A 22,820-nucleotide genomic window follows, 5' to 3' on the forward strand; every position below is an offset into this window, starting at 1 on the left:
CCGCGGTTCAGTTCAATCAGGCTTCAATGTAGTCGCGACCCGTGCGTGCCCGCCCAATCGCGCCCGCGACTACACAGAACCCTCCAGAATCTCAACAGGCCTTAGGCCGTGGTTCCAGCCAATCAGGCGTGCGAATGAAACAGATCAACCCCTGAACCGCGCTTGGGCTTTGAACTACCCGTAACGGCCCTCAAGCGCGCTTGCGATTCGCTCGCACAGCAGCTCGCCCGTGCTGATCTCCAGGTGGAGACGAAGTCGCGTTCCTTCCGCATTAATCATTGTGATTACGACGCCATGATCGCTGTAACCGGCCAAATCAAGAACGTCGCGAAGAATGAAGTCTTGGGTTTCATCGGCCCAATAGGGATTCTTCATCATTCCTCTCCTTGGCTGGCAGACAGCGATATAAGCATTCGAAGGGTGGCGGCTTTCCTACAATCATCGTACTTTTAAGTGGCTATGCTCTGGCTCGGCCTTGGCTCTGCGCTAATGGTGATGTTGCTAGCAGCGCCGGCATTTACCGTGACATTGCGGCCTCATCGCGTACCCGGCCATCTCGCCTGTGGGCTCCACCTTGTTTGCGGACTTCGTCTGCTTTGGCGCCGAAAGGGAAAGGCCGTGGAACTTTCGGCTGACTCCGCCCAGCACCGGGCTGATCAGAAATGACATGGACGCAATAGCCGAATTGCGATCCCAGTCATCGTGCATCTTCAGAACGGCGACGGTGATCGTCATTTCATCATCGGCGTCGAATTTCCCGAGCCATTCCAGCCATTCCATAAGTCTGGTGCGGGCATTGGGTTCGTCAAGTGGTGGCTAATGTAGGTGCAAATACGCTTGCGCGGATAACCCCAAGATATCAAATTCGAATAGCCCTGCGTCCTTGAGGATGTGGACTGCAGGAGGTATCGCGGCCATGTGCGCTAAACCGCGCGATATGTGAAAATCGCCAAGCTTCCACAGCAGCCAAACGGCCTAACACGCCGACGTCACAGCTACCGCCACGCCATTTTTGCAGAACTTGACGCACACAACTTATGGACGTCCCTCTGGCAAGGTCGAGGGCCGCTTTTTGCACCAGCGCTTGGGCCCGAATAATCTTAGTCGAATTGGTAACGTCATATTCAGTGCCGGTGTTTAAAAAAACGATATGATGCCGCGCACCAATCGTATTCTGGGCAAATCAGTAATCGTGACGATAATTGCAGTCGTGGCGACCTTCGGTCTGTCGTTCACGGCCAGGCTTGCGTTGCAGATGCCGATCGACTGGCTGAGTTGGGTGGAATGTACCTTCATTCCCATCCTGATCGGAATGCCGGTCAGTGCCTACATTTTCGCCCAGTCGGAAACGATCCAGGATACCTGCGACAAGCTGGAGAAGTCACACACAGCCCTCAGAGAGGCGCACGAGAGGCTCACCTTCGTAACCAGCCACGACCCGATGACGGGGCTCCTTAGCCGCGGTGAATTCATGGCAAGGATGGACAGGAGGCGCGATGAAGGAGAATGCGACACGGTTCTCTTGATCGATCCGGATCATTTCTCCTCAATCAACGACAAACATGGACACTTCAAGGGTGACGAGACTTTGGTGCAGATTGCAAAGGCCCTCGTCTATGCGACACGCCCAGGTGACTCAATTGGTCGTCTTGGCGGGGAAGAGTTCGGGATCTTGCTGCGAGAGGCGCGCAAAGAGCAGGGAATGACGATTGCGGAGAACATCCGTCGGAATATCGAGGGGATTCCCTGGGTCCGGGGGCAACAGGACGTCGTAGAGGTGACCGTCAGCATCGGGGGTGCAGAAATCTCTCGCAATGCAGATACTCAGAACGTCCTCCGCATTGCCGGACGGTGCCTTTTTGAAGCGAAACAACGTGGGCGGAACCGCGTGTCGTTCGAATATGAGCCAACCAGGTTGCAAGACGCAGAAGAGCGAAAGACACGCCGCAGATTCGAATGAACCCCTGCCGATGAGCCGCGCTAGCAGACGCCAAAAAATGATGGCAGTCGAGTTGGCATGGCTGGTGCATAGCTGGTGCATGTCACCAGGCGGCTCAGGCGATTCCCTTCGCCTTCCGGTCTCTCAAGTCATCGGCCTCTGTTGGCTTCAGCCTCACGACTAGCACACCGTCAAGAGTAGCCGGCTGTCCGGTGAAGACGTCAGTGATCGACTAGAGACCACTATGTGCACTATGTGCTCGCTGCATGTCGTAGCGCTTAGTCATCGATTCAATATACGTCGAATGTGGCCGGTGGGACCAGGCGCTGGTTCGCTATAACTCCTGAGCGCTATGAGTAGGCAAGCGGGACGTTCCGACGCTTTGGCGAATGGACGCTGCTGTTTGCCTGGATGCCGGTTGTTGGAGATGCCTTCACCATTGCGGCAGGCGCGGCACGCGTGGATCTCTGGGTATTCGTTGCTCTTGTCGCAATGGGCAAGGCCGCACGCTATGCGGCGGTCGTTGCGGGAGGACTGTGGGCGATCACGTGAGTTGCCGTCCTCATCGGTACCGCAAGCAGCGCTTTCTATACGCGCGAGGCACGGCAGATCACGATATTCTTTCGATCCCATGCATCGAGCTCCTCAAGGGGATATAGCACTGCCTTGCCGATCTTGATGTAGGTCGGCCCGATTTTCACCGCGCGCCAATTGCGGAGTGTTCCGACGGAAACACCCCGCGATAGCGCCCTGAGACTTCTTCGTCCGTGAGAAATTTTCTTTCTTACATTAGATGCCTCAACATGCATCGTCGACCGGTTCGGTTCGACGACCGTCAGTTGTTGCGAGCGGAGCCGACCGGAGTGCCGTGGCGTTACTTCAGGCACGCACCGCAACTGTCGAACACGCTCTTGTACGGACACAGTGAGGCGCGTTTTTCGATGAAGGGAAGAGGCTGAATACGATGATCGTAGCCTCGGATAGCTTCGGATAGAAATCGGATGGTTGCTGTAGCCACCCAGCAAAAATAGTCCGAGCCGCGTCAAACCAATTGATATGCCGAAAGTCGCTGCTGTCGATCTTGGATGTCGCCTTCACCTCGATCAATGCCACCAAGCGGCCCGGCGCTTCCGCAAGGGTATGCTTTGGACACATGACACATGCAGCGACAAGGCCGGCCTGGATAAGCCTCCACATCGATATTCAGCCTCATGGACCACGCTTTGAATTCACGCCCTCAAGCAAGGCGAGCAGGCCTGTCAGAATTTCGATTGGCGCTGGCGGGCACCCCGGAATGTGCAGGTCGACAGGCAGAGCCTCCGACACGCCGCGCATCACGGCATAGCTGCCAGCGAAACAGCCGCCGTTGCTGGCACAATGTCCGAGTGCGAGGCGACCACCCATTGGGGATTGGGAGTTGCGTCGTAGGTTCGCTTCAGTGCCTCTCGCATATTCTTGGTCACGGGCCCGGTGACGAGCAGTACATCGGCATGGCGCGGCGATGCGACGAACCGGATTCCATGACCGCCGCGGGTGTTCCATCCTGTCGGGCAGGAATTGGAAACCATCCGGTTCCGGCGGCTGGTCGAAATCAAAGCGCGTGATCTGGAAAGATTAGTAAGCCATGTAGTGTTGGCGCGTCAAAAGGAAATCCGGTAGTGCGCCGAGCGGCTGTGGAGCCGGCCCGCTCCCCCACCTATTTGAGGAAGAGCACCGACAGATTGTGAAACTCTTCAAAATGGCCAGGAAAATTGCGCGCCAGATACCGCACCACCTTGGAATTATCCATCAGCCGTTCAAAATAGCGGCTGGCTGCGACAAGCTCCCCACTTGGCCACGCTGTTCCACGGCGCTTAGAGCCGCAAGGGCTCAGCCTGCCCAGCTCGAGCGCCATCGCGCCTCGCATGCCTTCAGTCAGGTTGGCGATCGTGGTGGGATGGAAATCCTTGGACAGCAGGGCTTGTGGTGTAAGAGCGATGAGCATCCTTGCGTAGGTGAGCCTGACCCGGTCCATTGCCACCATCAGGCGGGCAATCTCCAATCGCCTGGCTGAAAGCACCTTCTGGAGCAACCCGAAAATCTTTGTTTTCACTGGGCTGTCCCGAAGCACGTCGAAGACGTCCGGGCAAACTCCGCTAACAGGTTCCCGGTTTTCACCTATGTCGGAAGCAGGATCGCGCGCCATGAACAAAGATCTTGCGGACGTGACGGTTCCCACGCTTGCTGATGCCGAGGAGTTTCTGCTTGCCTTCGGTCGAGTGTTCCCGCGGGACAAGGCCCAGCCATGCAGCCAGATCGCGGGCCTTCTGAAACTGACGTCCGTTGCCGACGACCGCAAGAAGGGCCGTGGCGCCCAAGGTTCCGCGATCTCTACGACAATTAAATCTTATCCAGCTGATGGAATCGGAGACAAGCTTCTCCATTCGCTGTGCCACACAGCCGGAACCCGGAGGACAAGGGGGTCGCGGCGGCCGCTCATTGAGGAATGCATCAGACAAACGTACTGCTGAGCCGATATGGCCCAGACCGGATAAAACACGGATGCCGGCGCGATTCGTCGGCGTCGCTCTGCCCCAAATTGCCGCGCCATATTCGCTTGAACTAAAGCTTGCCGTTCGGAGCTCGCCGATTATGGTTGGCGGATCCTGAGGGGCATGAGGTAGAGGCTTGCAACGACGGTCCGTTCGATTGCACCTGCTCGGATCGATCGCAGCCGCGATCGTCCCGGTCTGGCTGTTCGCGGCCTATTTGCTGGTGCAATACGCTCTGCATGAGAGATACCGTTTCGAACAGGATGCCGTGCAAACGGCCAGGCAGGTTTCGCTCGTTGTCGAAGGTGAACTCGTCAATCTTCAGACAATCCTCAATGGCTTGTCGAAATCGGCCGCCCTTGCCAACGGTGATCTGCAAACCTTTCACCGAGAGGCGCTCAATCTGGTCCGGGCAACGGACCGAGTCGTCGTCCTGAGAGATCTCGGTCACACTCAGCTGATGAACACCGGGATTGGCTACGGCAGCAATCTGCCGCCGGTCGACCCCATAGCTGATCACGATCGCGAAAGAATCAGGACCTCCGGATTTTTCGTCAGTGATGTCTTCGCCGCCCTGGGTTCGAGTAGCTACCGCGTTCAAATTGCCATCCGAGTGCCAGCGCCCAAAGGCGAGGACCTGATTCTTTCGATCTCTGTCCCAACGACCCGCATCCGCAATGTGATGATGCCAGCCGTGCCCGAGGGCTGGACGGTCGGGGTTGGAGATCGTGACGGACATTTTGTGGCACGCTCCAAGTTGCACGAAGAGATGAGCGGTAAACCCGGACTACCGGAATATGTGGAGAAAGTCGTTGGCCGCTCCGGCAGCTTTACATCCCGCAATCTCGAAGGAACCAAGCTGCTAGCCGGCTTTTACAGGTCCTCTTACTCGGATTGGTTTTATACCGCCAACCTGCCGCTTTCGGTAGCGCAGGCCCCGCTCTGGCGCTCGCTCGCCGCGATTAGCGGCATAGGCCTCTTGTCCCTCCTTGTATCGATTGCGCTCGGATACACAGTCGGCAGACAATTCACGGGTGCCACCGCCGATCTAGCCGCACGCGCTGAGGCGCTCGGGCAGCAGCGCAAGGTCGAGCCGCTATACACCTCGGTTAAGGAGTTTGCCGCCATCGCCGAGGCGCTGGTTGAGGCGGAGCGGGCCATCACCGAACGCCGAACGGAGCTGGAAACTGTGTTGGATACGGTACCGGCGGGGGTCTGGTTCACCTATGACCCGAAAGCGCTCCAGGTGATCCGTAACCGCTTCGCGGCGGAACTCATGGGTTTGCCGACTGACGGCGCAAAATCCTTTGGCAGACCGCAGCACGTGATCGACACGATCGCGGTCAAGGATGGCCATATCATCAGCCGAGAGGACCGGCCGCTAAGCCGGGCAATGCGTGGAGAACTGGTCGACCACGAAGAGTTCGCCTACACGCTTCCGTCTGGCGTCGAGCGTTTTCTGCTATCCAGCGCGCGGCCTATTCGCAATCCAGATGGCGCGATCGTTGGAGCTGTGCAAATCAGCCTCGACATCACCGACCGCAAACGCGGCGAAGAGCAACGCAAATTGCTGGCCAATGAGCTCAACCACCGCGTCAAGAACACGCTTGCTGTCGTCCAATCAATCGCGGGCCAGACAATCCGCAACGCCACCAGTCTATCGGAGGCAGGAAAGATGCTGTCCAGCCGGCTCGTCTCGCTGGCAAAGGCACATGACTTGCTAACGCAGCGGAACTGGAGCGGCGCAGATCTCAATGATCTTGTTTTGGCATCGGTCACGCCGCACGCGCCGGTCGAACGCTTTCAGATCGGCGGCGAGACGGTGTGGCTCCCATCCAACATTGCCCTTTCAGCAGCTTTGGCGTTCCATGAGCTGACGACCAACGCGATCAAATACGGGTCGCTGTCGAATGCGACGGGAAGCGTTTCGATCCATTGGAAGCTTGTCGGCAAGGGCCAGCATCGCCGGCTCGAGCTCGAATGGCGCGAAGTTGGAGGTCCGCCTGTTGGTCCTGGTGGGCGCAAAGGCTTCGGCACGCAGCTTCTGGAGCGCGTGTTTGATTTCAATAAGTCAGATCGCGTCGTACTCAATTTTGAGAAGTCGGGGCTGATCTGCGAGTTCCGGCTGACCTTGCCTCACTGAAATGGCGGTGTCGCGGCTGGCCGAACGGCGCACCCCAAGGAGGCGCTCGGGGTTCATGGTTGCGGCTGAGGCGCTTCACAATCGCGTTATGCGGCTTCGGCAGCCATGTTGACCGTCGATTCAGCGAGTTGGGTCAGCGCCTCGTCGGTCGCCTTCTCTTCTCCCAGCGTGAGTTTGAGGAGCGATACCGCTTCATCGAGCCCGAGTTCGGAAGCCCAGGTTAACAAAGTCCCGTAGCGGGAGATTTCGTAGTGCTCGACAGCCTGCGCTGCGGCCAGCAGCCCGGCATCCAAGGCAGCTGCGCCCTTGTACTCTTCCATGATTTCTGCGCCCTCCTCGGTCATCCCGACGATGGCCGCGCAGGTCTTGCCCTGCGGCTTCTTGCCGATCACTTCGAACACCTCTTCGAGGCGGGCAACGTGTTCCTTCGTTTCGCCGCGGTGCTTTTCGAACGCCGCCTTCAAATCTGGGCTTTGCACCGCTTTGGCCATTTTCGGCAAAGTCGCAAGAATCTTCTTTTCGGCAAAATAAATGTCCTTCAGCGTACCGTGGAAAAGTTCGGTCAAACCTTTGGTCGAGGCCTTATTCGTAGTTGCCATGGTATTTTCTCCCGTTCTCGCCTCGGAACGAGGCAGGAATGCAACTCAATGTGCGGCAAGTTGTTCCCGTTCTTTGTGAGTGGCCTGCATTCATTCTAATCTAGGCCAAGGGCGCTCGATGTCTGAATGGTCGAGATTCCCGGCGTGTCAAACTCATCGGCTCAGATAGCACCAATAGGGCATCGATTTCATAAGTTAACTCTTAAGGCCGGCGTACGGAGCGCTCGCCTCCTACCTGACAGCCGCCTCTGCCATTCGAACGAACATCGTGATCTGCCGTGCGCCAAACCGACATGCCGTGCGAACCGCAATGCAGGGCCGGCGATCGCCTATTCGGCGAGCCGCCGTTCGATATCGCCGATTTCACGGCGCTCGACGCGCAGGGCAGGGAACCACAAGCTCTTGCATGCGGACAAGCTACTCGAAGCGCTGAAGCTCTTGCTGCTTTGGCTGCTGACCGCACCCTTCCGCAAGTTGCCGGACGCCGGCGATCTCGCGAAGCCCAAGCTAGTTCTTCTCGACGAGGCGCACCTGCTGTCCAAGGGCGCGCCGAAGCGGCTGCCCGACGCACTGGACCGCCGACATGATGGCGGCCACGGCCGGCATCAAGCCGAGTTCGGTGCGTTGCATGTGGAAGGCGAACGGGCTGCAGCCCAACCGCTGGCGCCAGTTCAAGCGTCTCAAGCGATCCGCGGTTTGTGGACCAACTGCGTGACGTCGTCGGCTCAATGTTGATGCGCCTGCTCAATGCGATCGACGCCGAAGTGCCGGCCGGCGAGGACGCTTCATCTTCCACTTCACACCGATCTCGTGCTAGTGGCTCAACACGGTCGAGGGCTTCTTCGCAAAATTGTCGAAGCTTCGCCTAAACCGAGGCGTTCGATGGACCACGCGCGACAATAAGGTCATCCCCACTCCTTCCTATCTGAAAATGAACATAGCGGCGGTTGCGCCGGCCATGATCGCGGTGACGGTCCATCCGAGAATACGCTGGCCAATCGTGGCCACGAACCGACCCATCTCGTGCCTGCGCGAAGCTACGATCATCATCGCCGCCATGATGGGCACGGAAATCACGCCATTGATGACAGCGGTCCAGAACAGGGCCTTGATCGGATCGATCGGCGAATAGTCGACAGCGATGCCGAGTACCGTCGCCAACCCGATCACCGTGTAGAAACCCACTGCTTGCCACGGCTTGTTCTCGAGACCGGTCTTCCAGCCTCGGGATTCGCCGACGGCGTAAGCGGCCGAGCCCCCCAAAACCGGGATGGCAAGAAGACCGGTGCCGATGATGCCAAGACTGAAGAGCATGAATGCGAATTCGCCAGCTACCGGCCGCAACGCGTCGGCGGCATCGGCGGCAGTCTGGATGTCGGTCATGCCACTGGCGTGCAGTGTGACGGCGGTCGTCAGGATGATGAAGAAGGCGATCAGGTTGGAGAAACCCATGCCGGCATAGGTGTCCCACTGGATTCGACCCAGCTCGTAGGTTGCTTGAGAGGGCTTTCTTAGGAGTGGCTTAGCAGCGTCCGCCTCTTCATCCTCCACCTCCTCCGATGCCTGCCAGAAGAAGAGATAAGGGCTGATGGTGGTGCCGATGATCGCCACCACCATCGTGATCATATCCCCGGTCAAGCTGAGCTGGGGCACAAACGTACGTAGGGCAACATCGCCCCAATCAATATGAATGGTAAAAATAACACCGACATAGGCGAACAACACTAGCGTCAGCCATTTCAGGTAGCGGACATACCGGTGATACGGAATGAACAGCTGTGCGACCAGCGAGACGACGGCAAATCCAACGGTGAAAGTGTGCTGGCCCCAGCCAAGCACCAGTTTTGCAGCCGCACCCATCGCCGCCAGATCGGCCCCGATATTGATCGTGTTGGCGATGAATAGAAGCGTCACCAGGATCATGACGATCCAAGCCGGAAAGACGCGGCCCATATTGGCGGCAAGCCCATGTCCGGTGACGCGGCCGATCCGGGCGCTGATCATCTGAATGGCGCACATCAGCGGATAGGTGAAGACCATGCTCCAAAGCATGTTCATGCCGAACTGTGCGCCAGCTTGCGAATAGGTGGCGATGCCGCTGGGATCGTCGTCGGCGGCTCCGGTGATGAGCCCTGGCCCCAGCCGCTCTATCAGGGTGGCCCGGCGTAACCGATGCACAACGGGTCGACGCAATTTTGAGCTGGAAGACGGCTTTGCTTCAGTAGTCACCGGCCAACTCTCCATCCCGATCAGAAAAGTGAAGTCGACGGGAATTCTTTCGTGATCATGCCAGCTTCCATAAGACGAGAAGAGACGGGAAAAGAGTAGCGATCGCTTCATCCCAATAGGTGAGTGTCGGTGCGTGAAATGGCGTCTTCCGAACTACCGCAATACCAACGTCCAATAAGGCGGCGAGAAACAGCAAGTTGACCAGCGTTCGGCCAAATTCCCACAGCCAATGCGCCGACGCGAGACATACGAAAAAGGCGAGCTTAAGCAGGAAGCGCGTCAAAACATATCGACTTGCGGGATCCGGTAAAGTTCGCATTGCTTCCAACAGAGCCTTGCCGAGATTTCGCTGGGGCAAGGTAAATAACCTTCCAACCAACGCAACGGTTCCGATCGCCGCTGGGCACAGCGTGGCTGGAATCTGCGCAAGCGACACTACGCATGGGCATTGCGGCGTGTCGCCGTTGGTGACCGCAGCGACGCCGCCAATCGCAGCCCTCGCCCCGGTCCAGCTCGGAAGGGCCATACCGGCGCGCTGCATGACGTATTGGGTAACGTGGCGGCAACGGTCACGAACACGAGCCGCTGGGCACGCGGGCCAGTTGGCGCGCACGCCGCCACTTTGCGCCAGTGCGCTTTCGCCACTGGTCGGGCCGATTGTCGTAGCAAGATTTGTCCACCGCCCCCAGCTCCTCAGGGACAGAATGCGAGCATTGCGAGGAAGGGTCCAGGTGGAGGGCGGCTGTAGACCCAAGTATCCCGCTACCGGTTGATCAGCCACAGAATAATCGAGAGCACGACGCTAATAACTATCCCGGTGGCGATCGGAGCATAAAACGCGAAGTTTTCACGCTCGATGACGATGTCACCAGGCAGCCTGCCAAGGCCGATCCGCGACAACCACGGCCACAGTAAGCCTACGGCCACTATGATGAGGCCAACAACAATCAGGGCTCGTGACATAGCATCGTCCTGCCAGAGATATAGTGGCACCGGATCTCACCGGTAGGTTAAGGATTTCTGCGATGAGAGGTAGTGCGCTCCGCTGGTACCCGCTCGCCCGCATGGTCGCGCGAGGCAGAGAAGTTCCACAGTCAGACCTTTTCAGATCGTGTTGTACGAGTGGCTGGAAACTAACGGTTACCGGCGGTCCGGACAATCGACTAAGATAGCGAGACAGACTGCTTCCCTTTTCACTTGGGGGCGGTTAGACGGCCTTCAACGGGCAGATCACACCTCATTGGATGCGCGCACGGCGTGTCGGTCTGGCGCACGGCAGATCACGATATTCTTTCGATCCCATGCCTCGAGCTCCTCAAGGCCCGATTATCGTCGCGCGCCAATTGCGGAGTGTTCCGACGGAAATCCCCGCGATAGCGCCCTGAGACTTCTTCGTCCGTGAGAAATTTCTTTCTTCCATTGGATGCCTCAACATGCATCGTCGACCGGTTCGGTTCGACGACCGTCAGCTATTGCGAGCGGAGCCGACCGGAGTGCCGTGGGCCACTTCAGGCACGCACCGCAACTGCCAACCGCAAGACCCGAGCCGTCCTATTTGGACGGAACGGGAACGTCGAGTTCAGGCGGGCGGTCCGGCTGTCTTTTTAGCGGCTTCATCTTGGATCCTCATGGACTTCGATCGATCCAACTGTACGCCTTCACCTTAGAAACCGGCGCCGCCATCTTTGGATGGGCTTCGCGACTTAGGCGCACCGCCCCCGGCCTCGGATTGACGCGCGACTCTTTCGCTGCAAAGGTGTATTAACGACTTGTTTACCAAACGTCAGTCACGGCTAAGAATTGGGGTGTGATTTTTCATGGAATGAGGACCCTGTTTGAGGGGTGATTTTCGTCCAAACGGGGGTCTGACGCACTCTCGATGAAGTTCGGGATCATACGGCACCGATCAGCCTGGCTTGCAGGAGGTCGAGCTTTCCGCGTCCATACATCTGCCGTTTCACAAGCTTGAGCTTGGTGATCTGTCCCTCTGTTTGACCGTTGGACCATGGTTCGGTGATCGCGGCGCGGACGGCGGCATGGTCGCGAATGATGCCCTTGGCGAAAGATGCGATGAGGCTTTTGCCGGCGTCGGCGATCCACGGATCGAGATCATCGGCAAGCTTCTTGCGGATCATGGAATGGAAACCGGCGATCAGATTGCGTGCTTCCACCAGCAGGGGCACGCCCGCCTCGATGGCGGCGATCATGACCGTGTCGGCTTTGCTCAGATGATCACGGGCCGTCGTCATCAGCCGCGCGATCGTTCTGGCTGACGGCACCTTGTGGAGTTGCTGATCGGATGCCTGCTCGGCACGACGCCGTCGCCTTGCCCATTCGCTGACGACGCCCAGGCGTCCCCGAAAGCCTTTTGTCTTCAGCCGCCGCCAGAGCTCGCTTGCATTGTGGCAGCCCGATATCCATTGCCCATCCAGGAACGGCAACCATGCCTCGAGCGAACTCTGCCGGACGCGGAAAATATCGGTTCGCTGGCCACGGATCACTTGGCGTACGAGTTTGCGACTGTGACCGGTGCGGCGCACGATCTCCTTGATGGGGATGCCTTCGCCGGCAAGTTTCATGATTGCCGCGTTTGTCTCCTCACGCCGCAGATAGCCTTCGTATTGCAGCTTCTCCACGTAGGTGAGCAAGTCGGGATTGACCGTCGTAGCGCCGATCGCAGTTCGGATTGTCCGCATCGACTTGCGGACGGCGTCGAGGAAAGCCGCACTCGCATTCTCCATGAGATGCCAGCGGTCGGCGACCTGAACCGCTTCGGGCAACGCCTTCGCGGTCGCTTCACCGTAACCGCCGCCGCGGTCGCGCGAGACGGTTTCGATCTGAGGATGGTCGGCGAGCCAGGCCTCGACGGTGGCAACCTCACGATCAGGCAACAGCGTCACGATCCGCCGCCGCTCCAGATCGCAGACGATCGTGCCGTAGCGATGGTTACGGCGATAGGCCCAGTCATCGATGCCGACAATCTTGATAGGATCTGTTCGTAAACAGGCCCGTCGCCGCACCACCCGTAGCAATGTGTCATTGCTGACCGGAACCATCAGCCGCTTTGCAAAACTAGCCGCCGGCCGGCCGCCGAGCGCCAGTCCAAGATGATGAACGATACACTCCAATCGCGAGGTCCGGCGCGATCGCTCGGTGACAACACTGTCGTCAAAGCGCTCGGCGAAGATTCGTCGTCGGCACAATGTAGCATCGCAGACGAAGCGCCGCGCGACGAGGCGGAGCTCTACCTTCGTCCCACTACAGGGAAGATCGGACACGCGTCGAACATAGCGGCTGTGGACCCGGCTCGACACTCTGCGGCAAAGAGGGCAAGGCCGCGCCGACGTACCTGACCGGGCGGTAATGACGATCACTCCTTCGTTCTCAGCGATGGCCTCGACGACCAATCCAGCCGGGATCAAGGACGACAAACGCAAATTTCTCACCATGGTGCTGATTCCCCTCAGAAAACAGCACCACGCCGCCATGCAAAATCATCAAATGTGAGTCAGACCCCCTTTTGCGCGAAAATATGGGGTCCCGATTCCGTGATCATTGACACATTCGCGCTGGAAGGGACAGGCGGAGTTCATGGCCAGCTTGATGCGGCGTACCGAGACGCTGACCAGGGCGCCGATCTTGAACAGCTTGAGACGGATGGTGGCGCAGCTTGCCCTGGCGAGCCGTGTGTCCACCAGGCCGATGCGGCGCAACGCGCAAAAATCTTCATAGCCAAGCGCGAGCGCGAAGATGCGCTGGCCGACAAGCGTCTTCACCTCATGCTCGATCAATGCCGGACGGCGGGCATCCACGAAGCAGCGGGCAAAGCGGCCGACCAGCCCGATCGCCCGGTCCGTCAGCCCCAGCAGAAGCGCGCCGGCGTCGGAGGTGATCGTTCCACCGTCAAAACCGGCCACGACGGCACGCCTTTCAACAGGTGCAAAATCAAACCGTTCCGGTATACACTCTGTTTGCATCGGGGAATACCTCTGCTCAAGGTAAGTCTTTGTCGCAGAAGCATTTTCCTTGATTCGGAGCCCCGATGCACTTCAACTGTGTGAGATATCCGGGCTAGCGCCGCCGCCTGGAGGGTCGTCCTACATATTGCTGCAGGGCGGCACCGGCGGTCTCGGCTTGTGCGGTGTCGTCTGGCGCATCGGCCAGTTGGGTGCGACGGAGCGACTTGCCAAAGAGTTGGCGATTGGCTTGATTGGAATGGTTGGCGTGGCAGCCCGCCGCTTCAGCAAAGCCGCAGACATCTTGGCCACAAGATCTCTAACTTCCATAGGCGTCTCCTCCCGAGAAACGCCCGCCCGCGGATTATCCATAGCACAGTCGCGAGCCCGCCAGCGTTAAAGTTTGACATGGCGGCAGATGACCGGGGGGCGAGGTCCACAATCCATGCAGCGTCGCCGGTGGGCACCGCGGCGATTTCCAGGCGGACCGGAGGAATGAGACGCCGGCCAGCTTCAACCTACGCGAAGTCATTCATTGCTGCTGGGGGGATCCATCAAGCGGTCTGTGGCCTCGACCAGAAACCGCATCCTGCTGCGGAGCGCTATATTCGCGGCCAGCATTTCTTCTGTTCGTTTAATCGCGATCTCAGTCCGGTTGATGCGCTGCTTCGCACTCGCGACTTCCGAGGTCAAAATATCAGCCGCCATGCCGTGGCCTTGGGGTTCCATGGTATCCATCATGATTTGGTAACTCATGGCGAACCGGTTCGTTCCGTAGCTACTGCGCGATGCGTGGCCCGGCTTTCATTGAGATCAAAAAGCCGGGCCATCGGCCTCCGATCAATAGTCGCTATCGCTGTTGTCGTCCTGCTGGATGATTACGTGACGGTGGCGATGGAGGGGACGATCGACCGATCCGGTGATCATCACGCCCGAGCGGTGATGCCGGCGCCCCTGGTCGTAGAAGGTCACCTGACCATGATGACGCCGATGCAGACGCTGGCCGTACTGATTGATCATCACTGCGTTGTCATTGTTCCAATAATGATGACGGTGGTGCCGGTGGCTTTGGATGACGATGGAATCATCCGCCGAAGCGACCGCAGGCGCGGCCAAGCAAAGCGCCAAGGCGCTCATAATCAGGGTGGCTCTCATTATCAATTCTCCGAAAAATTAAGATGCCCTTCGCTGGGTAAACATTGCTCGTACGCTTTGGTTCCTGCCTCGGAAGGTGGCTGGGACGGCCAGCAGCCTGTCGGGGGCGCTGTATGACGGTGGCCCCACACTCGACTGCCGAGGCGTCGACAACACCGATCTGGAATACGAACCTAGACTGCATAAGTCGCCGTTACCTATACGGACAGTTTCATTGCCAGGTCGATTGATGGTGCCGGCTCATCGACACCACGGCCAATGTGATGCTCACCATGCAGCGGGCGATCCTCGGCGGCTTCGCTGCCACGTCGAAGAACGCCTTGTACTACCGCAAGATCACGCTGACGGCGCCCGTGGCCAGCTCCTCGCTGCCGGGGCTTTCAGCATGATCGCCAGGCTCGCCTCCCTCCTGTCCTCTAGCATCGTGCTGGCGCTGCCGTGGTAGCCGCTATGATTTCATCCGGTTTTCAGATTATTGTCGCGCTTGACCCATTGGGGAGGGCTGGCGTGAAACGCGACATGGAATTGATCCGGGAAATCTTGCTCGCAGTGCAGTATCGAACCGACTTGACACCAAAACCGCTGACACTGGAAGGCCATGACGAAGTGGTGGTTGGCCGTCATATCGAGATGCTTTCCGCGCGGGCTTCATCGAAGGGCCGCCGTCCAGACGGATCAACGCGCCCTATGCGCTTGTTTTCATGAAAGACTTATCTTGGGAAGGTCGCGACTTCCTTGCGGCTTTGCAAAACAAAGGCGTCTGGAACCAGATAAAGCAGTCGTTTTCTGCCGCCGAATTGGCCGGGTTGCCCCTCAGTGTGGTGAAGGATCTCGGTCTACTGAAAGAGTGCGCCAAATCCAAAGTTGGTTTGATCACCGGTTAGCCTTGCGCATAAGTCTCCACTTATGCAATATCGTGTTCCAAGCGCGGCGCGGCATGCTGGCACGGACAGACCCTCTTCCTCGCGATATCCTCTCCGGCATGGTCGTCGATCCTCGCGTGAAAGCGCTTTGCCAGGAATTTGACGTCAGGATCGTCAGCAAATCGGCCTACCCGCCTCCGGGAGAGACCCGAGCCGTCGCCACGATCCGGCGGATCATCGATCGCCACGGCGTCGAACATGCTCACCTCGTCATGTGCATCCTTGCTGAAGGGCAGGGCAACAACGCCCTGATAGACGAAACCTCCCTGACGGCGATCTCTGACCTGCTGCGCTCCTGTCCCGACCTGGTCGAGCAACACACCACGGCGCTGCTCGAGATGTTCGATTTGATCCCGCTCGGGCCAATGATGGCGCTTGCCCACGAGCTCCGCGGGATCGTTCACCAGGGCCATGCGCTCGCGGGCATGATTTACATGATGGCGCGGCAGCGACAGGGGGCGCCCCACACGTCGACAATCGCATCCGAGCGAGCGAGGCCGCAAAGGGTCGATCAACTGGTGCTCGGCGCTCCGAAGATCGCAAGCTGGCGATCGGGCACCAGCTGCTGGAGGCCAAGGCATCATTGCCGCGCGGTCTTTTCGGGCCTTGGCTGGACAAGCAGGAAGGTCTTTCCCGCCGTATGGCGCATCAGTGTATGGCACTGAGGGCAAGGCAGGGCGATTGTTGACGCGCTTCGAGCAAACGACACAGGCAGTCACTTCTTGCAATCTGGAAGCTTCTTCAAGGCATCGTTCGCTTCCGCCTCGGTCTTATATGTGGCCTTCGTAAGCTCTATGACCAGGGTTCCGTCTGGCTTCTTTGTCACCACCTCGCACTGCTTCGAAACGGCATCCTTTGCGGCCCAATATTGGGTAGTGTCTGCAAATGCGGAAGCTGGAAATTGAATGAGCAGCGCTATAGTTGTTGCGATTTGGCGTACCATTTTTGTACTCCCCTTTGGATCAAATAACAGAACGTGCGGCTTTGGGCTCTGTTCCCTAGAAGGAACCTGCGTTCACGCTGGCCATAAGCGGGCGCCAGGACGCGCGGGACGCTTCGGCGGTCAGCGGAAACGCGCATCGGCAGGCTTCCCTGTGGCGGCTTACGGTTTGATACTGGGGGAAGGCGATTTCATCATCACGCGCAATTGCATCTGATCGATAGTTGCGACTATGGCCGCAGCAATCGCTTCCGCCTCATGGATCAGCTCCGGCCCATAGAGCCCGTTGACCACCTCTTCGCTCGGCAGCACGCCGGGCGGGCAGTGCTCCTCGATTGTACGCCGGATGAGCGTCAACGCTGCCCGGCATTCGTCGGTCTGGATCTTCATAACCAATGAAACATGCATTGAAGCTAAAATGTTCCGGAACCGATTGCCGATCTTGTGGCTTAAATCGCGGTTTTGTGATTCCTGTCCATGCGTTGAAGTTCGTCGCGCTTTTGATGCCGACCTTGGTGGAGAAGCCTCCGGAGGGCGATAGCTGGATTCACGAGGTCAAGTTCGACGGGTACCGGTCACAGCTTATCATCGATAAAGACGGCACCAGGATTTACACGCGCAACGGCCACGACTGGGCGGCGAAGTATCGCGACCGGTAAACGAAAGCTAAGAGCCTCGGCGCGGAAAGCGCCATCGTCGACGGCGAGATCATCGTGTTTAACGAAGCCGGCCTGTCCGATTTCGGCGAGTTGCGCAAGGGGATCACCCGCCGGCAGCATGACCTCTCTTTCGTCGCGTTCGACCTGGTGCACCTCAATGGACACGATCTGCGCGACATGGCGCTGGAGGAGCGGCGCGAGATCTTGGTCAGCATGATCGAGCCGGGCGGGAGCATCCAGTTCAGCGAACCTCTGCCGGGTGATGCAAAGGCAATCTATCACCTGCCCTCGAGGCCGGCCTCGAGGGCATGGTGTCGAAGCGGCGCGACAGCAAATACCGGAGCGGGCCGTCGAGCCACATGGGCGGCGGGGGTTCAGCGAAAGGTTAGTCAGTCGTAAACCTTGATGATCTTGCGAGTGCCTGGATCCACGAGAACCGTCCGATTGTCGATCACGACATAGCGGTATTTGACGTTGGGCACTTCATGCAACTCGACTGTGTCGGGCAGCGCTGTGCCGATATTGAGTTCCACGCCGGGAACCTTCAACGATGCCAACGGCTGCTTTTTCACATACTCATGGATGACCGTATCCTGTTCGGGCGTAATGATCACGTCCTGAGCAGCGACCGCGCCGACACCAGCGAAGAGCAACAACGCCGCAGCGGCGCCCGCAAGATGCATTCTCATGATTTTCTCCTCTTGCGGCCGGCGCACCACGACATCGTCCAAGCCGACCTCCAAACCGAACTTGGGGCAACGTCAAACGTTCCGGGTTGAGGCTTCGGTCGGGCGGGGGGGTAGGACTTAAGTCTGAGCCCAAAACGCAATGGTCTTACCCTGATGTAGCGTGGAACAGCTTGCTTCCAACGTTATTGTTTCTCCGGAAAGTTCGGAGAAAACAGATGGATAGAAGTGTTAGCCAGGCTCGCTGGTTGCTCGCACCGCTGTTCGCGACCGCCGTCACCTTTCTGGTGATAGGATTCGCGCTTGGCTGACATATTTGCAGATCGGCGCAGCTACGTCCCTTCCTGTGCTGACAGGGTTCACGGGCCGCACTGCGGTTGGCGAATCCTCAATTTGTAACGGGTGCAAGGCCTGCCTTTTCCGGCCGCGCGCCTTAAGAGTTGGTACCATTAGAGTTGTGTAACACTGGAGGCTTTCTATGGATCGGCGATCCTTCTTGACAGCAATGTTTGGCATTGCAGGGGCAGCGGCCTTTGCAAGCGCGGTTCGGCCTATCGACGCAGTGGCAGGTGTTCCAGGGGCCAAAAGCGGCATTCTCGATGAACTCGACGCGCCAGACTCACCGACCTTCGATGACGAAGGTACTCAGGCGGAAGTGGAGCCGGTCTACCATCGGCGCTACGACGACCCTTATTACGACCCAGATTACGGCCACTATCGCCGCCGCCACCACCGCCGGCGGGGCTGGAGAAGGGTCTGCCGTAGTTACTGGCGACATGGCCGCCGGCGCGTCAGGTGCTACCGCAGGCGGGCCGGGATCGTGTTTCGGTTCTAGTGGCTCTGCAGGATTATGACTCTTTGCCGGTGGGCTTTGGATAGGCTTTAGCCATTTTGAGGCGGGCCTGTTCGGTTGAGAACATCCAATTGATGCGGGCGCCGCTGTTATTTCGCTGGTTTTCCCACGCGGCGACCTCGGCAATGAGGCTGTCACGACTTTCGATGCGGCGGTCGAGGCACTGACTGCGCAGGACGCCGATCTCGATCTCGACCATGTTGAGCCAGCTGGCGTGCTTTGGCGTGTAATGGAATTCCAGCTGGTAGAGTGCGGCGGGCGTGTGGGTCGACAGATTGTCGAGGACGACGCGGATGCACTCGGTTTGCGGATAATAGATATCGGCAAGGTCGCGCATGCAGTGGGCAAAGTCGTGAGCGGCGCGCCGCTCGGTGACTTTCACCTTGCGCCAGGATCGGTGGGCATCGAGGAAGACGAACAGGTTGGCAGTGCCATTGCGTTTGTATTCGAAGTCATGCCGCTCCAGCCTTCCCGGCGCGGCCGGGATCGGCTGCCGCACTTCGCCGATGAGCTGGGTCGGGCTTTCGTCGAAGCACAGGACCGGCCGCTGTGGATCCGGCGCCTCGGCGTAGAGGTCGAGCACATCCTCCATGCGCGCGACATACTCGGCGTCGACCTTGGGAATGCACCACATGTCCTTGCGCCAGGGCTTGAGATCGTTCTCGGCCAACGCCGACGCACCGTCTCGCGCGACAGCTGTTCCTGGTCGGTCAATTTGACGAAGGCGTCGGCCAGCAACTCCAACCATTTTCGGCACGCATGTTGTTTGATGCCATCCACGACGCGGTAGGCTGACGGGGCTTCGGATCGGCGGCGATCGTCAGCATCGTCTCCGATGCCGCCTTGAACAGCACGTCGTAGACCGCCGCCTTGTTCTGGAATGCGATGTCGGCGACCTCGGCGGGGAGCGTGAATACGACGTGGAAGTATCCGACCGGCAGCAGGTCGGCCTCGCGCTCGGCAAGCCACCGAGATCGAGCACCGGCGTGTATTCGCCCGTGCGGCGCCAGACGCCTCGCACTTTTCCATTCTCCCGATCCCGCCTCGGATCGAACATCAGCCCCTCGAAGTGATCAAGGAACGCCTCTGCCGATGCGGCATCGCTGAAGCAATGGAGCCGATAGGTTTCATATTTGCGGTTCGGCCATATCGCCTGTACATAGCGCGTCTGGTGCTTAAGCCCTCATTCCTGGCAGAACTTCGCGATCATGGTGAAGTTCCGGTCGGTGCAGAGATCATCCGGCAGCGCAATCTGGTGCGGCCAGTCGCGGTCGATCACCGATGGCGTCGGTGAGCCCCGACTGCGTTTGACCACTATTCGAAATGCATTGATTGGCCGCGCATCATTGCCAGCGTCAGCGCGATTGCGGGATTTGCCGGCGGCTTCTCCATATGCAAGGTGCCCTCGAAATCACGCCATGCCGCCATGCGCAATTCATCATCGTCATCGCTGGCCGCCGGGTCGGGGGGCATCACAGGGGTCCCGGTCGATCTCGATTGTCCAGTCCTTGAGCGCTTTGCGAGCATCTCTTCGACCTGGGCAAGGTCGCTGGTGAAGAGGGGGATACGGTCTCCAGCTCCGAAAGCGGCTCAACCCGGTCCAGGGTCGGCCGCTCGGGAACCCAACCGAGAACGAAAGCAATATCGAAATCGATCTGGCGGTCCGGGCCGCTCGTGATCTCCAGCCGCTTGACGACGTCAGGATAGAGCTGCTTCCGTTCTGGCCAGCTATCTGGAACCGCTTCGGCTTGCAGCTTCGTCCGAGGAACGTTGATCAGTTCCATGACCTGATGGTGTGGAACTTCCGACCATCCAGCACAACATGCGGTCACCGCGGCCTTGTCGGCCTCCATCCAGACTGTGGCGGTCCGATCTTCGTCCTCGGTAGGCTTGTCGTCTTCAGGAAAGCCTTTGAAATCCCAGCCTTCCAACGCGAACAGTCCTTCCGCGCCTTGCAAAGCCATAATGCCGGCGCGTTCAAATACTGCTTCGGCTGCCGCGATTCCACGTGCGAGCTCTTGGGGTGTTGCGTCGTCAATGTTCAAGCGAAGTTCCATGGTTCGCCTCCTATAACCTAATCCTGCCGATGTGAACAAAATGAGAACAAAGAATCAAGCGTCCCCTTGACGAGGGAGGAATATGTTCCTTATTTCAGCGTGATCTGGAGCAGCAAAGGGACGGGCCCGGCGTCAATCGCGCTGGCCGGCGACGCTATGGAAACAACCGCGGAAGACAATTTTCGGATCGAGGTCTGGGAGCGCGAGGAGCAGGCTTTGGCAGAAACCATTTCGCTCCCCCGATTCAACGGTGAGCCAGGCAGCCTGGCAGGCCGCCATCCGGCGCCGCCCGGGCATGCTGCTGATCCACTACAACAGCCGACATGTGATGGAGAAAATCCTGACACCAGGCGAGGTCAAGATCCCACCGCAGGCCATAGTCGATGGCAGCGTTCACGCGGGCCTGGATGTGGCGCTCGGCGATCTTCGCGAATGGCATGTATTGCGGGCTTGGTGCAGATCGTGTTCGCACCATGCAACGGTGGAGCCAGCCGGCCTCATTGAGCGCTATGGAAAAGGCGCTCTGTTCAGTTCGGTCGAGCGAGCGCTCTTCTGCACGAGTTGTGACAGAGGCGGGCCTGTCAGGTTGGAAATTCACAAGCTGCCACGCAATTGAGGGGTGAAGGGATCCACGACCTCATCGATTTCGTCCAGGCCAACTCGGCTCTGGTTTGGGACAATCCGATCTCGGTCAGCGGCCGGACTGTCGAGGGCCGGAAATCCCGCGCCATCTCCGCGGTCGGCGTCGACTAAAATATGCGGACCACCGCGGACGGGGACAGTCGGTCCCGCGTCCCGTCCTGCGGCCGGCGCTATGCTGACGCTCCTACGGCTGTCCCGTTCACCGCCCGCGGCGGGGGCGAATTTCCTCCGTCCTGCGCGCGACAATGGTCCGCTGTTGCGGCCGCGCGCAGGACTGCGGCTTATACGCCGTTCTTCCTTTGAGCGCCGACAGTCGCCGGCGCGGGATGCTTGGGCATGGAACCGAATCCCGGGCAGGGTATTGAATCGGACTATGTATCCGAGTTCCGCATGTCGGCTGTAGACGGCACCCTCAGCAAAAGCCGCACACGGCGCAGAGACTCAGAATCTGTCCCTCCATATCGGCTCCCGAAGTTTCGTCCCTTCCAGCTATGCACGCTGACAGATCACATACCGGTGGGCGAGGATTGGCTCTTCGAGATGAAGTTCGACGGCTATCGTGCCCAAGTCGCCATCTCCGGCTCGAATGTCGTCGTCTATACCCGCAATGGCCACGACTGGACCCGACAGTTCAAGGTCATCTTGCCGCCGCTTCAGAATCTGACCAAAGGCGCGGTTCTGATCGATGGTGAGATCGTTGCCATCGACAGCCAGGGCCGTACGAACTTCTCCATGCTGAAAACCGGCATTGCCGCGGGTATGCTCCTCAAGTTCTACGCCTTCGATCTGCTTGAATTGGATGGCGAAGATCTGTCGAACCAGCCGCTCCTCGAACGCAAGGCGCGACTTGAGTCCCTGCTGGGCGCGCGCCGCCCTGACGACAGCCTGCAATTCTCCAGCCACATCGTCGACCAAGGCAGAAGGGTGTTTGACGCCATGTGCCAGGGCGGTCACGAAGGCGTCATCGCCAAGCGCGCCGACAGCCCCTACGTCGGCGAACGCACCTGGAGTTGGCTCAAGATCAAGTGCACGAAGCGACAGGAATTCGTTGTCGGCGGCTATCGCCCAAGTGACACGGGGCGTGGCATGGCATCGTTGATCCTCGGCACTTACGACAATGGCCAGCTCATTTATCGCGGCCGCGTCGGCACGGGGTTCACCGAGGCGATGCGCAAGGACATCCTCGCGAAGCTCGAGAAACGCCGTGTTGAGAAACCGGCTTTCGCCTCCGTTCCGAGAGACATTGCCCGACGTGCCAAATGGGTGAAGCCCGAGCTTGTTGCAGAGGTTACCTATGCCGAAGTGACACCGGACGGCAGCTTGCGGCATCCAAGCTTTGAGGGCATGCGCGAAGACAAGCGGGCCGACCAGGTTTGATGGAAATGCCGAAAACGCCGGCCCTCGATCCGGGAATCGGCAAGGAGATCGCCGCTGCTGTCGGCGTCAAGCTGACGCATCCAGACAAGGTCATGTATCCAGGCACCAAGGTGACCAAGGCAACGCTCGCC

The 22,820-nt window shown here is 58.9% G+C and carries 28 protein-coding genes and 8 pseudogenes; 14 read left to right on the forward strand and 22 right to left on the reverse strand.

Annotated elements, in window-relative coordinates:
- Positions 1–174: 174 nt before the first annotated feature.
- Together NKJ90_RS14320 and NKJ90_RS14325 are read right to left on the reverse strand one after the other, a co-directional pair.
- A complete protein-coding gene (locus NKJ90_RS14320) occupies positions 175–375 on the reverse strand; it encodes a hypothetical protein (RefSeq protein WP_352486173.1) in 201 nt (66 codons plus the stop codon).
- Between the two features lie 126 nt (positions 376–501).
- Entirely contained in the window at positions 502–780 is a 279-nt protein-coding gene (locus NKJ90_RS14325) for a hypothetical protein (protein WP_352486174.1), read from the reverse strand.
- A gap of 370 nt (positions 781–1,150) precedes the next feature.
- Here NKJ90_RS14325 and NKJ90_RS14330 point away from each other — a divergent pair, with 370 nt between their 5' ends.
- Both NKJ90_RS14330 and NKJ90_RS14335 read left to right on the forward strand, forming a co-directional pair.
- Positions 1,151–1,960 (forward strand): GGDEF domain-containing protein, encoded by an 810-nt coding sequence (locus tag NKJ90_RS14330; RefSeq protein WP_352486175.1) that lies wholly within the window; start codon positions 1,151–1,153, stop codon positions 1,958–1,960.
- A 390-nt stretch (positions 1,961–2,350) separates the two neighbouring features.
- Positions 2,351–2,491: a YqaA family protein gene (locus tag NKJ90_RS14335; RefSeq protein ID WP_023762542.1), complete on the forward strand. Its 141-nt coding sequence runs from the start codon at positions 2,351–2,353 to the stop codon at positions 2,489–2,491.
- A gap of 35 nt (positions 2,492–2,526) precedes the next feature.
- Here the strand turns inward: NKJ90_RS14335 and NKJ90_RS14340 are convergent.
- The 4 genes and pseudogenes from NKJ90_RS14340 to NKJ90_RS14355 all read right to left on the reverse strand — a co-directional run.
- Positions 2,527–2,723: pseudogene (locus NKJ90_RS14340) on the reverse strand (helix-turn-helix domain-containing protein); the annotation flags it as partial.
- 425 nt (positions 2,724–3,148) lie between these two features.
- Positions 3,149–3,459, reverse strand: a pseudogene (locus NKJ90_RS14345) (NADH-quinone oxidoreductase subunit B family protein); the annotation flags it as partial.
- Between the two features lie 176 nt (positions 3,460–3,635).
- A complete protein-coding gene (locus NKJ90_RS14350) occupies positions 3,636–4,124 on the reverse strand; it encodes a plasmid partitioning protein RepB C-terminal domain-containing protein (RefSeq protein WP_023762546.1) in 489 nt (162 codons plus the stop codon).
- Positions 4,111–4,302: pseudogene (locus NKJ90_RS14355) on the reverse strand (transposase); the annotation flags it as partial. The pseudogene NKJ90_RS14355 and the gene NKJ90_RS14350, both read right to left, overlap by 14 nt.
- Before the next feature lie 325 nt (positions 4,303–4,627).
- Here NKJ90_RS14355 and NKJ90_RS14360 point away from each other — a divergent pair.
- The gene (locus NKJ90_RS14360; RefSeq protein ID WP_352486176.1) at positions 4,628–6,613 is read left to right on the forward strand and encodes a sensor histidine kinase; all 1,986 of its coding nucleotides are present in this window, start codon (positions 4,628–4,630) and stop codon (positions 6,611–6,613) included.
- An 86-nt stretch (positions 6,614–6,699) separates the two neighbouring features.
- Here NKJ90_RS14360 and NKJ90_RS14365 read toward each other — a convergent pair whose 3' ends face one another.
- Positions 6,700–7,212 carry a YciE/YciF ferroxidase family protein gene (locus tag NKJ90_RS14365; RefSeq protein WP_023762550.1) on the reverse strand — a complete coding sequence of 171 codons (513 nt, stop codon included), beginning with the start codon at positions 7,210–7,212 and terminating at the stop codon, positions 6,700–6,702.
- A 126-nt stretch (positions 7,213–7,338) separates the two neighbouring features.
- On the opposite strand from NKJ90_RS14365, the pseudogene NKJ90_RS14370 reads away from it, so the two are divergent.
- Both NKJ90_RS14370 and NKJ90_RS14375 read left to right on the forward strand, forming a co-directional pair.
- Positions 7,339–7,725: pseudogene (locus NKJ90_RS14370) on the forward strand (helicase HerA-like domain-containing protein); the annotation flags it as partial.
- A 28-nt stretch (positions 7,726–7,753) separates the two neighbouring features.
- A pseudogene (locus NKJ90_RS14375) lies at positions 7,754–8,092 on the forward strand (hypothetical protein); the annotation flags it as partial.
- A gap of 41 nt (positions 8,093–8,133) precedes the next feature.
- On the opposite strand, the gene NKJ90_RS14380 reads toward NKJ90_RS14375, so the two are convergent.
- From NKJ90_RS14380 to NKJ90_RS14395, 4 genes are all read right to left on the reverse strand, one after another.
- Positions 8,134–9,456, reverse strand: a complete 1,323-nt coding sequence (locus tag NKJ90_RS14380; protein WP_502904910.1) for an NRAMP family divalent metal transporter — start codon at positions 9,454–9,456, stop codon at positions 8,134–8,136.
- A gap of 40 nt (positions 9,457–9,496) precedes the next feature.
- Positions 9,497–9,982, reverse strand: coding sequence for a hypothetical protein (locus NKJ90_RS14385; RefSeq protein WP_352486180.1), 486 nt, complete (start codon positions 9,980–9,982; stop codon positions 9,497–9,499).
- Positions 9,983–10,203: 221 nt separating this feature from the next.
- Complete coding sequence (locus tag NKJ90_RS14390; protein ID WP_023762553.1) at positions 10,204–10,404, reverse strand: DUF2905 domain-containing protein; 201 nt, start codon at positions 10,402–10,404, stop codon at positions 10,204–10,206.
- 929 nt (positions 10,405–11,333) lie between these two features.
- Complete coding sequence (locus tag NKJ90_RS14395; RefSeq protein ID WP_352486292.1) at positions 11,334–12,872, reverse strand: ISL3 family transposase; 1,539 nt, start codon at positions 12,870–12,872, stop codon at positions 11,334–11,336.
- Here NKJ90_RS14395 and NKJ90_RS14400 point away from each other — a divergent pair.
- Positions 12,805–12,948: a hypothetical protein gene (locus NKJ90_RS14400; RefSeq protein ID WP_245266861.1), complete on the forward strand. Its 144-nt coding sequence runs from the start codon at positions 12,805–12,807 to the stop codon at positions 12,946–12,948. The genes NKJ90_RS14395 and NKJ90_RS14400 overlap by 68 nt on opposite strands.
- Here NKJ90_RS14400 and NKJ90_RS14405 read toward each other — a convergent pair.
- From NKJ90_RS14405 to NKJ90_RS14420, 4 genes and pseudogenes are all read right to left on the reverse strand, one after another.
- Positions 12,939–13,154, reverse strand: a complete 216-nt coding sequence (locus tag NKJ90_RS14405) for a transposase (RefSeq protein WP_502904911.1) — start codon at positions 13,152–13,154, stop codon at positions 12,939–12,941. The genes NKJ90_RS14400 and NKJ90_RS14405 overlap by 10 nt on opposite strands.
- Positions 13,155–13,163: 9 nt before the next feature.
- Positions 13,164–13,418, reverse strand: a pseudogene (locus NKJ90_RS14410) (transposase); the annotation flags it as partial.
- 507 nt (positions 13,419–13,925) lie between these two features.
- Entirely contained in the window at positions 13,926–14,153 is a 228-nt protein-coding gene (locus NKJ90_RS14415) for a hypothetical protein (protein ID WP_023762555.1), read from the reverse strand.
- A gap of 84 nt (positions 14,154–14,237) precedes the next feature.
- Complete coding sequence (locus tag NKJ90_RS14420) at positions 14,238–14,552, reverse strand: hypothetical protein (protein ID WP_031261238.1); 315 nt, start codon at positions 14,550–14,552, stop codon at positions 14,238–14,240.
- 263 nt (positions 14,553–14,815) lie between these two features.
- Between NKJ90_RS14420 and NKJ90_RS14425 the strand changes: the two genes are divergently transcribed.
- The 4 genes from NKJ90_RS14425 to NKJ90_RS14440 all read left to right on the forward strand — a co-directional run bounded on the left by NKJ90_RS14425 (position 14,816) and on the right by NKJ90_RS14440 (position 16,140).
- The gene (locus NKJ90_RS14425) at positions 14,816–14,941 is read left to right on the forward strand and encodes a hypothetical protein (protein WP_023762557.1); all 126 of its coding nucleotides are present in this window, start codon (positions 14,816–14,818) and stop codon (positions 14,939–14,941) included.
- Between the two features lie 118 nt (positions 14,942–15,059).
- The gene (locus tag NKJ90_RS14430) at positions 15,060–15,257 is read left to right on the forward strand and encodes a hypothetical protein (RefSeq protein WP_352486183.1); all 198 of its coding nucleotides are present in this window, start codon (positions 15,060–15,062) and stop codon (positions 15,255–15,257) included.
- A complete protein-coding gene (locus NKJ90_RS14435; RefSeq protein ID WP_245266853.1) occupies positions 15,227–15,436 on the forward strand; it encodes a DUF2513 domain-containing protein in 210 nt (69 codons plus the stop codon). The genes NKJ90_RS14430 and NKJ90_RS14435 overlap by 31 nt, the downstream gene beginning before the upstream one ends.
- A gap of 98 nt (positions 15,437–15,534) precedes the next feature.
- A complete protein-coding gene (locus tag NKJ90_RS14440) occupies positions 15,535–16,140 on the forward strand; it encodes a hypothetical protein (protein ID WP_352486184.1) in 606 nt (201 codons plus the stop codon).
- A gap of 50 nt (positions 16,141–16,190) precedes the next feature.
- On the opposite strand, the gene NKJ90_RS14445 is transcribed toward NKJ90_RS14440, so the two are convergent.
- Positions 16,191–16,418 (reverse strand): hypothetical protein, encoded by a 228-nt coding sequence (locus NKJ90_RS14445; protein WP_023762562.1) that lies wholly within the window; start codon positions 16,416–16,418, stop codon positions 16,191–16,193.
- 159 nt (positions 16,419–16,577) lie between these two features.
- Positions 16,578–16,805: a hypothetical protein gene (locus tag NKJ90_RS14450; protein WP_023762563.1), complete on the reverse strand. Its 228-nt coding sequence runs from the start codon at positions 16,803–16,805 to the stop codon at positions 16,578–16,580.
- Between the two features lie 5 nt (positions 16,806–16,810).
- Here NKJ90_RS14450 and NKJ90_RS14455 point away from each other — a divergent pair, with 5 nt between their 5' ends.
- Both NKJ90_RS14455 and NKJ90_RS14460 read left to right on the forward strand, forming a co-directional pair.
- The gene (locus tag NKJ90_RS14455; RefSeq protein WP_352486187.1) at positions 16,811–17,074 is read left to right on the forward strand and encodes a hypothetical protein; all 264 of its coding nucleotides are present in this window, start codon (positions 16,811–16,813) and stop codon (positions 17,072–17,074) included.
- 54 nt (positions 17,075–17,128) lie between these two features.
- Positions 17,129–17,473, forward strand: a complete 345-nt coding sequence (locus NKJ90_RS14460) for an ATP-dependent DNA ligase (RefSeq protein WP_352486188.1) — start codon at positions 17,129–17,131, stop codon at positions 17,471–17,473.
- On the opposite strand, the gene NKJ90_RS14465 is transcribed toward NKJ90_RS14460, so the two are convergent.
- The 5 genes and pseudogenes from NKJ90_RS14465 to NKJ90_RS14485 form a co-directional block, all read right to left on the reverse strand.
- Positions 17,464–17,763 carry a DUF1236 domain-containing protein gene (locus tag NKJ90_RS14465; protein ID WP_031261239.1) on the reverse strand — a complete coding sequence of 100 codons (300 nt, stop codon included), beginning with the start codon at positions 17,761–17,763 and terminating at the stop codon, positions 17,464–17,466. The genes NKJ90_RS14460 and NKJ90_RS14465 overlap by 10 nt on opposite strands.
- 845 nt (positions 17,764–18,608) lie before the next feature.
- Positions 18,609–19,471, reverse strand: a pseudogene (locus NKJ90_RS14470) (IS630 family transposase); the annotation flags it as partial.
- Positions 19,414–19,581 (reverse strand): annotated as a pseudogene (locus NKJ90_RS14475) (IS91 family transposase); the annotation flags it as partial. The pseudogenes NKJ90_RS14475 and NKJ90_RS14470, both read right to left, overlap by 58 nt.
- Before the next feature lie 346 nt (positions 19,582–19,927).
- Positions 19,928–20,086 carry a hypothetical protein gene (locus tag NKJ90_RS14480; protein ID WP_352486189.1) on the reverse strand — a complete coding sequence of 53 codons (159 nt, stop codon included), beginning with the start codon at positions 20,084–20,086 and terminating at the stop codon, positions 19,928–19,930.
- Positions 20,086–20,670, reverse strand: a complete 585-nt coding sequence (locus NKJ90_RS14485; protein WP_352486191.1) for a hypothetical protein — start codon at positions 20,668–20,670, stop codon at positions 20,086–20,088. Before NKJ90_RS14485 ends, NKJ90_RS14480 begins: the two co-directional genes overlap by 1 nt.
- A gap of 250 nt (positions 20,671–20,920) precedes the next feature.
- On the opposite strand from NKJ90_RS14485, the gene NKJ90_RS14490 reads away from it, so the two are divergent.
- On the forward strand, positions 20,921–21,286 hold the full coding sequence (locus NKJ90_RS14490) for a hypothetical protein (protein WP_352486192.1): 366 nt from the start codon (positions 20,921–20,923) through the stop codon (positions 21,284–21,286).
- Between the two features lie 362 nt (positions 21,287–21,648).
- Complete coding sequence (gene ligD / locus NKJ90_RS14495; RefSeq protein WP_352486296.1) at positions 21,649–22,689, forward strand: non-homologous end-joining DNA ligase; 1,041 nt, start codon at positions 21,649–21,651, stop codon at positions 22,687–22,689.
- The last annotated feature ends 131 nt before the right edge of the window (positions 22,690–22,820 follow it).

The organism is Mesorhizobium sp. M0051, from assembly GCF_040323235.1.
Taxonomy (GTDB): Bacteria; Pseudomonadota; Alphaproteobacteria; order Rhizobiales; family Rhizobiaceae; genus Mesorhizobium.

Bases quoted from the DNA above. Each gene is read 5' to 3' on its own strand.
- NKJ90_RS14480 (WP_352486189.1), bottom strand. From the start codon at position 20,086: ATGCCCCCCGACCCGGCGGCCAGCGATGACGATGATGAATTGCGCATG.
- NKJ90_RS14445 (WP_023762562.1), bottom strand. From the start codon at position 16,418: ATGGTACGCCAAATCGCAACAACTATAGCGCTGCTCATTCAATTTCCA.
- NKJ90_RS14320 (WP_352486173.1), bottom strand. From the start codon at position 375: ATGAAGAATCCCTATTGGGCCGATGAAACCCAAGACTTCATTCTTCGC.
- NKJ90_RS14325 (WP_352486174.1), bottom strand. From the start codon at position 780: ATGGAATGGCTGGAATGGCTCGGGAAATTCGACGCCGATGATGAAATG.
- NKJ90_RS14400 (WP_245266861.1), top strand. From the start codon at position 12,805: ATGACGATCACTCCTTCGTTCTCAGCGATGGCCTCGACGACCAATCCA.
- NKJ90_RS14330 (WP_352486175.1), top strand. From the start codon at position 1,151: ATGATGCCGCGCACCAATCGTATTCTGGGCAAATCAGTAATCGTGACG.
- NKJ90_RS14465 (WP_031261239.1), bottom strand. From the start codon at position 17,763: ATGAGAATGCATCTTGCGGGCGCCGCTGCGGCGTTGTTGCTCTTCGCT.
- NKJ90_RS14415 (WP_023762555.1), bottom strand. From the start codon at position 14,153: ATGAGTTACCAAATCATGATGGATACCATGGAACCCCAAGGCCACGGC.
- NKJ90_RS14420 (WP_031261238.1), bottom strand. From the start codon at position 14,552: ATGAGAGCCACCCTGATTATGAGCGCCTTGGCGCTTTGCTTGGCCGCG.
- NKJ90_RS14440 (WP_352486184.1), top strand. From the start codon at position 15,535: ATGGTCGTCGATCCTCGCGTGAAAGCGCTTTGCCAGGAATTTGACGTC.
- NKJ90_RS14385 (WP_352486180.1), bottom strand. From the start codon at position 9,982: ATGCAGCGCGCCGGTATGGCCCTTCCGAGCTGGACCGGGGCGAGGGCT.
- NKJ90_RS14390 (WP_023762553.1), bottom strand. From the start codon at position 10,404: ATGTCACGAGCCCTGATTGTTGTTGGCCTCATCATAGTGGCCGTAGGC.
- NKJ90_RS14380 (WP_502904910.1), bottom strand. From the start codon at position 9,456: ATGGAGAGTTGGCCGGTGACTACTGAAGCAAAGCCGTCTTCCAGCTCA.
- NKJ90_RS14485 (WP_352486191.1), bottom strand. From the start codon at position 20,670: ATGGAACTTCGCTTGAACATTGACGACGCAACACCCCAAGAGCTCGCA.
- NKJ90_RS14350 (WP_023762546.1), bottom strand. From the start codon at position 4,124: ATGGCGCGCGATCCTGCTTCCGACATAGGTGAAAACCGGGAACCTGTT.
- NKJ90_RS14335 (WP_023762542.1), top strand. From the start codon at position 2,351: ATGCCGGTTGTTGGAGATGCCTTCACCATTGCGGCAGGCGCGGCACGC.
- NKJ90_RS14450 (WP_023762563.1), bottom strand. From the start codon at position 16,805: ATGAAGATCCAGACCGACGAATGCCGGGCAGCGTTGACGCTCATCCGG.
- ligD (WP_352486296.1), top strand. From the start codon at position 21,649: ATGGAACCGAATCCCGGGCAGGGTATTGAATCGGACTATGTATCCGAG.
- NKJ90_RS14455 (WP_352486187.1), top strand. From the start codon at position 16,811: ATGAAACATGCATTGAAGCTAAAATGTTCCGGAACCGATTGCCGATCT.
- NKJ90_RS14365 (WP_023762550.1), bottom strand. From the start codon at position 7,212: ATGGCAACTACGAATAAGGCCTCGACCAAAGGTTTGACCGAACTTTTC.
- NKJ90_RS14425 (WP_023762557.1), top strand. From the start codon at position 14,816: ATGCTCACCATGCAGCGGGCGATCCTCGGCGGCTTCGCTGCCACGTCG.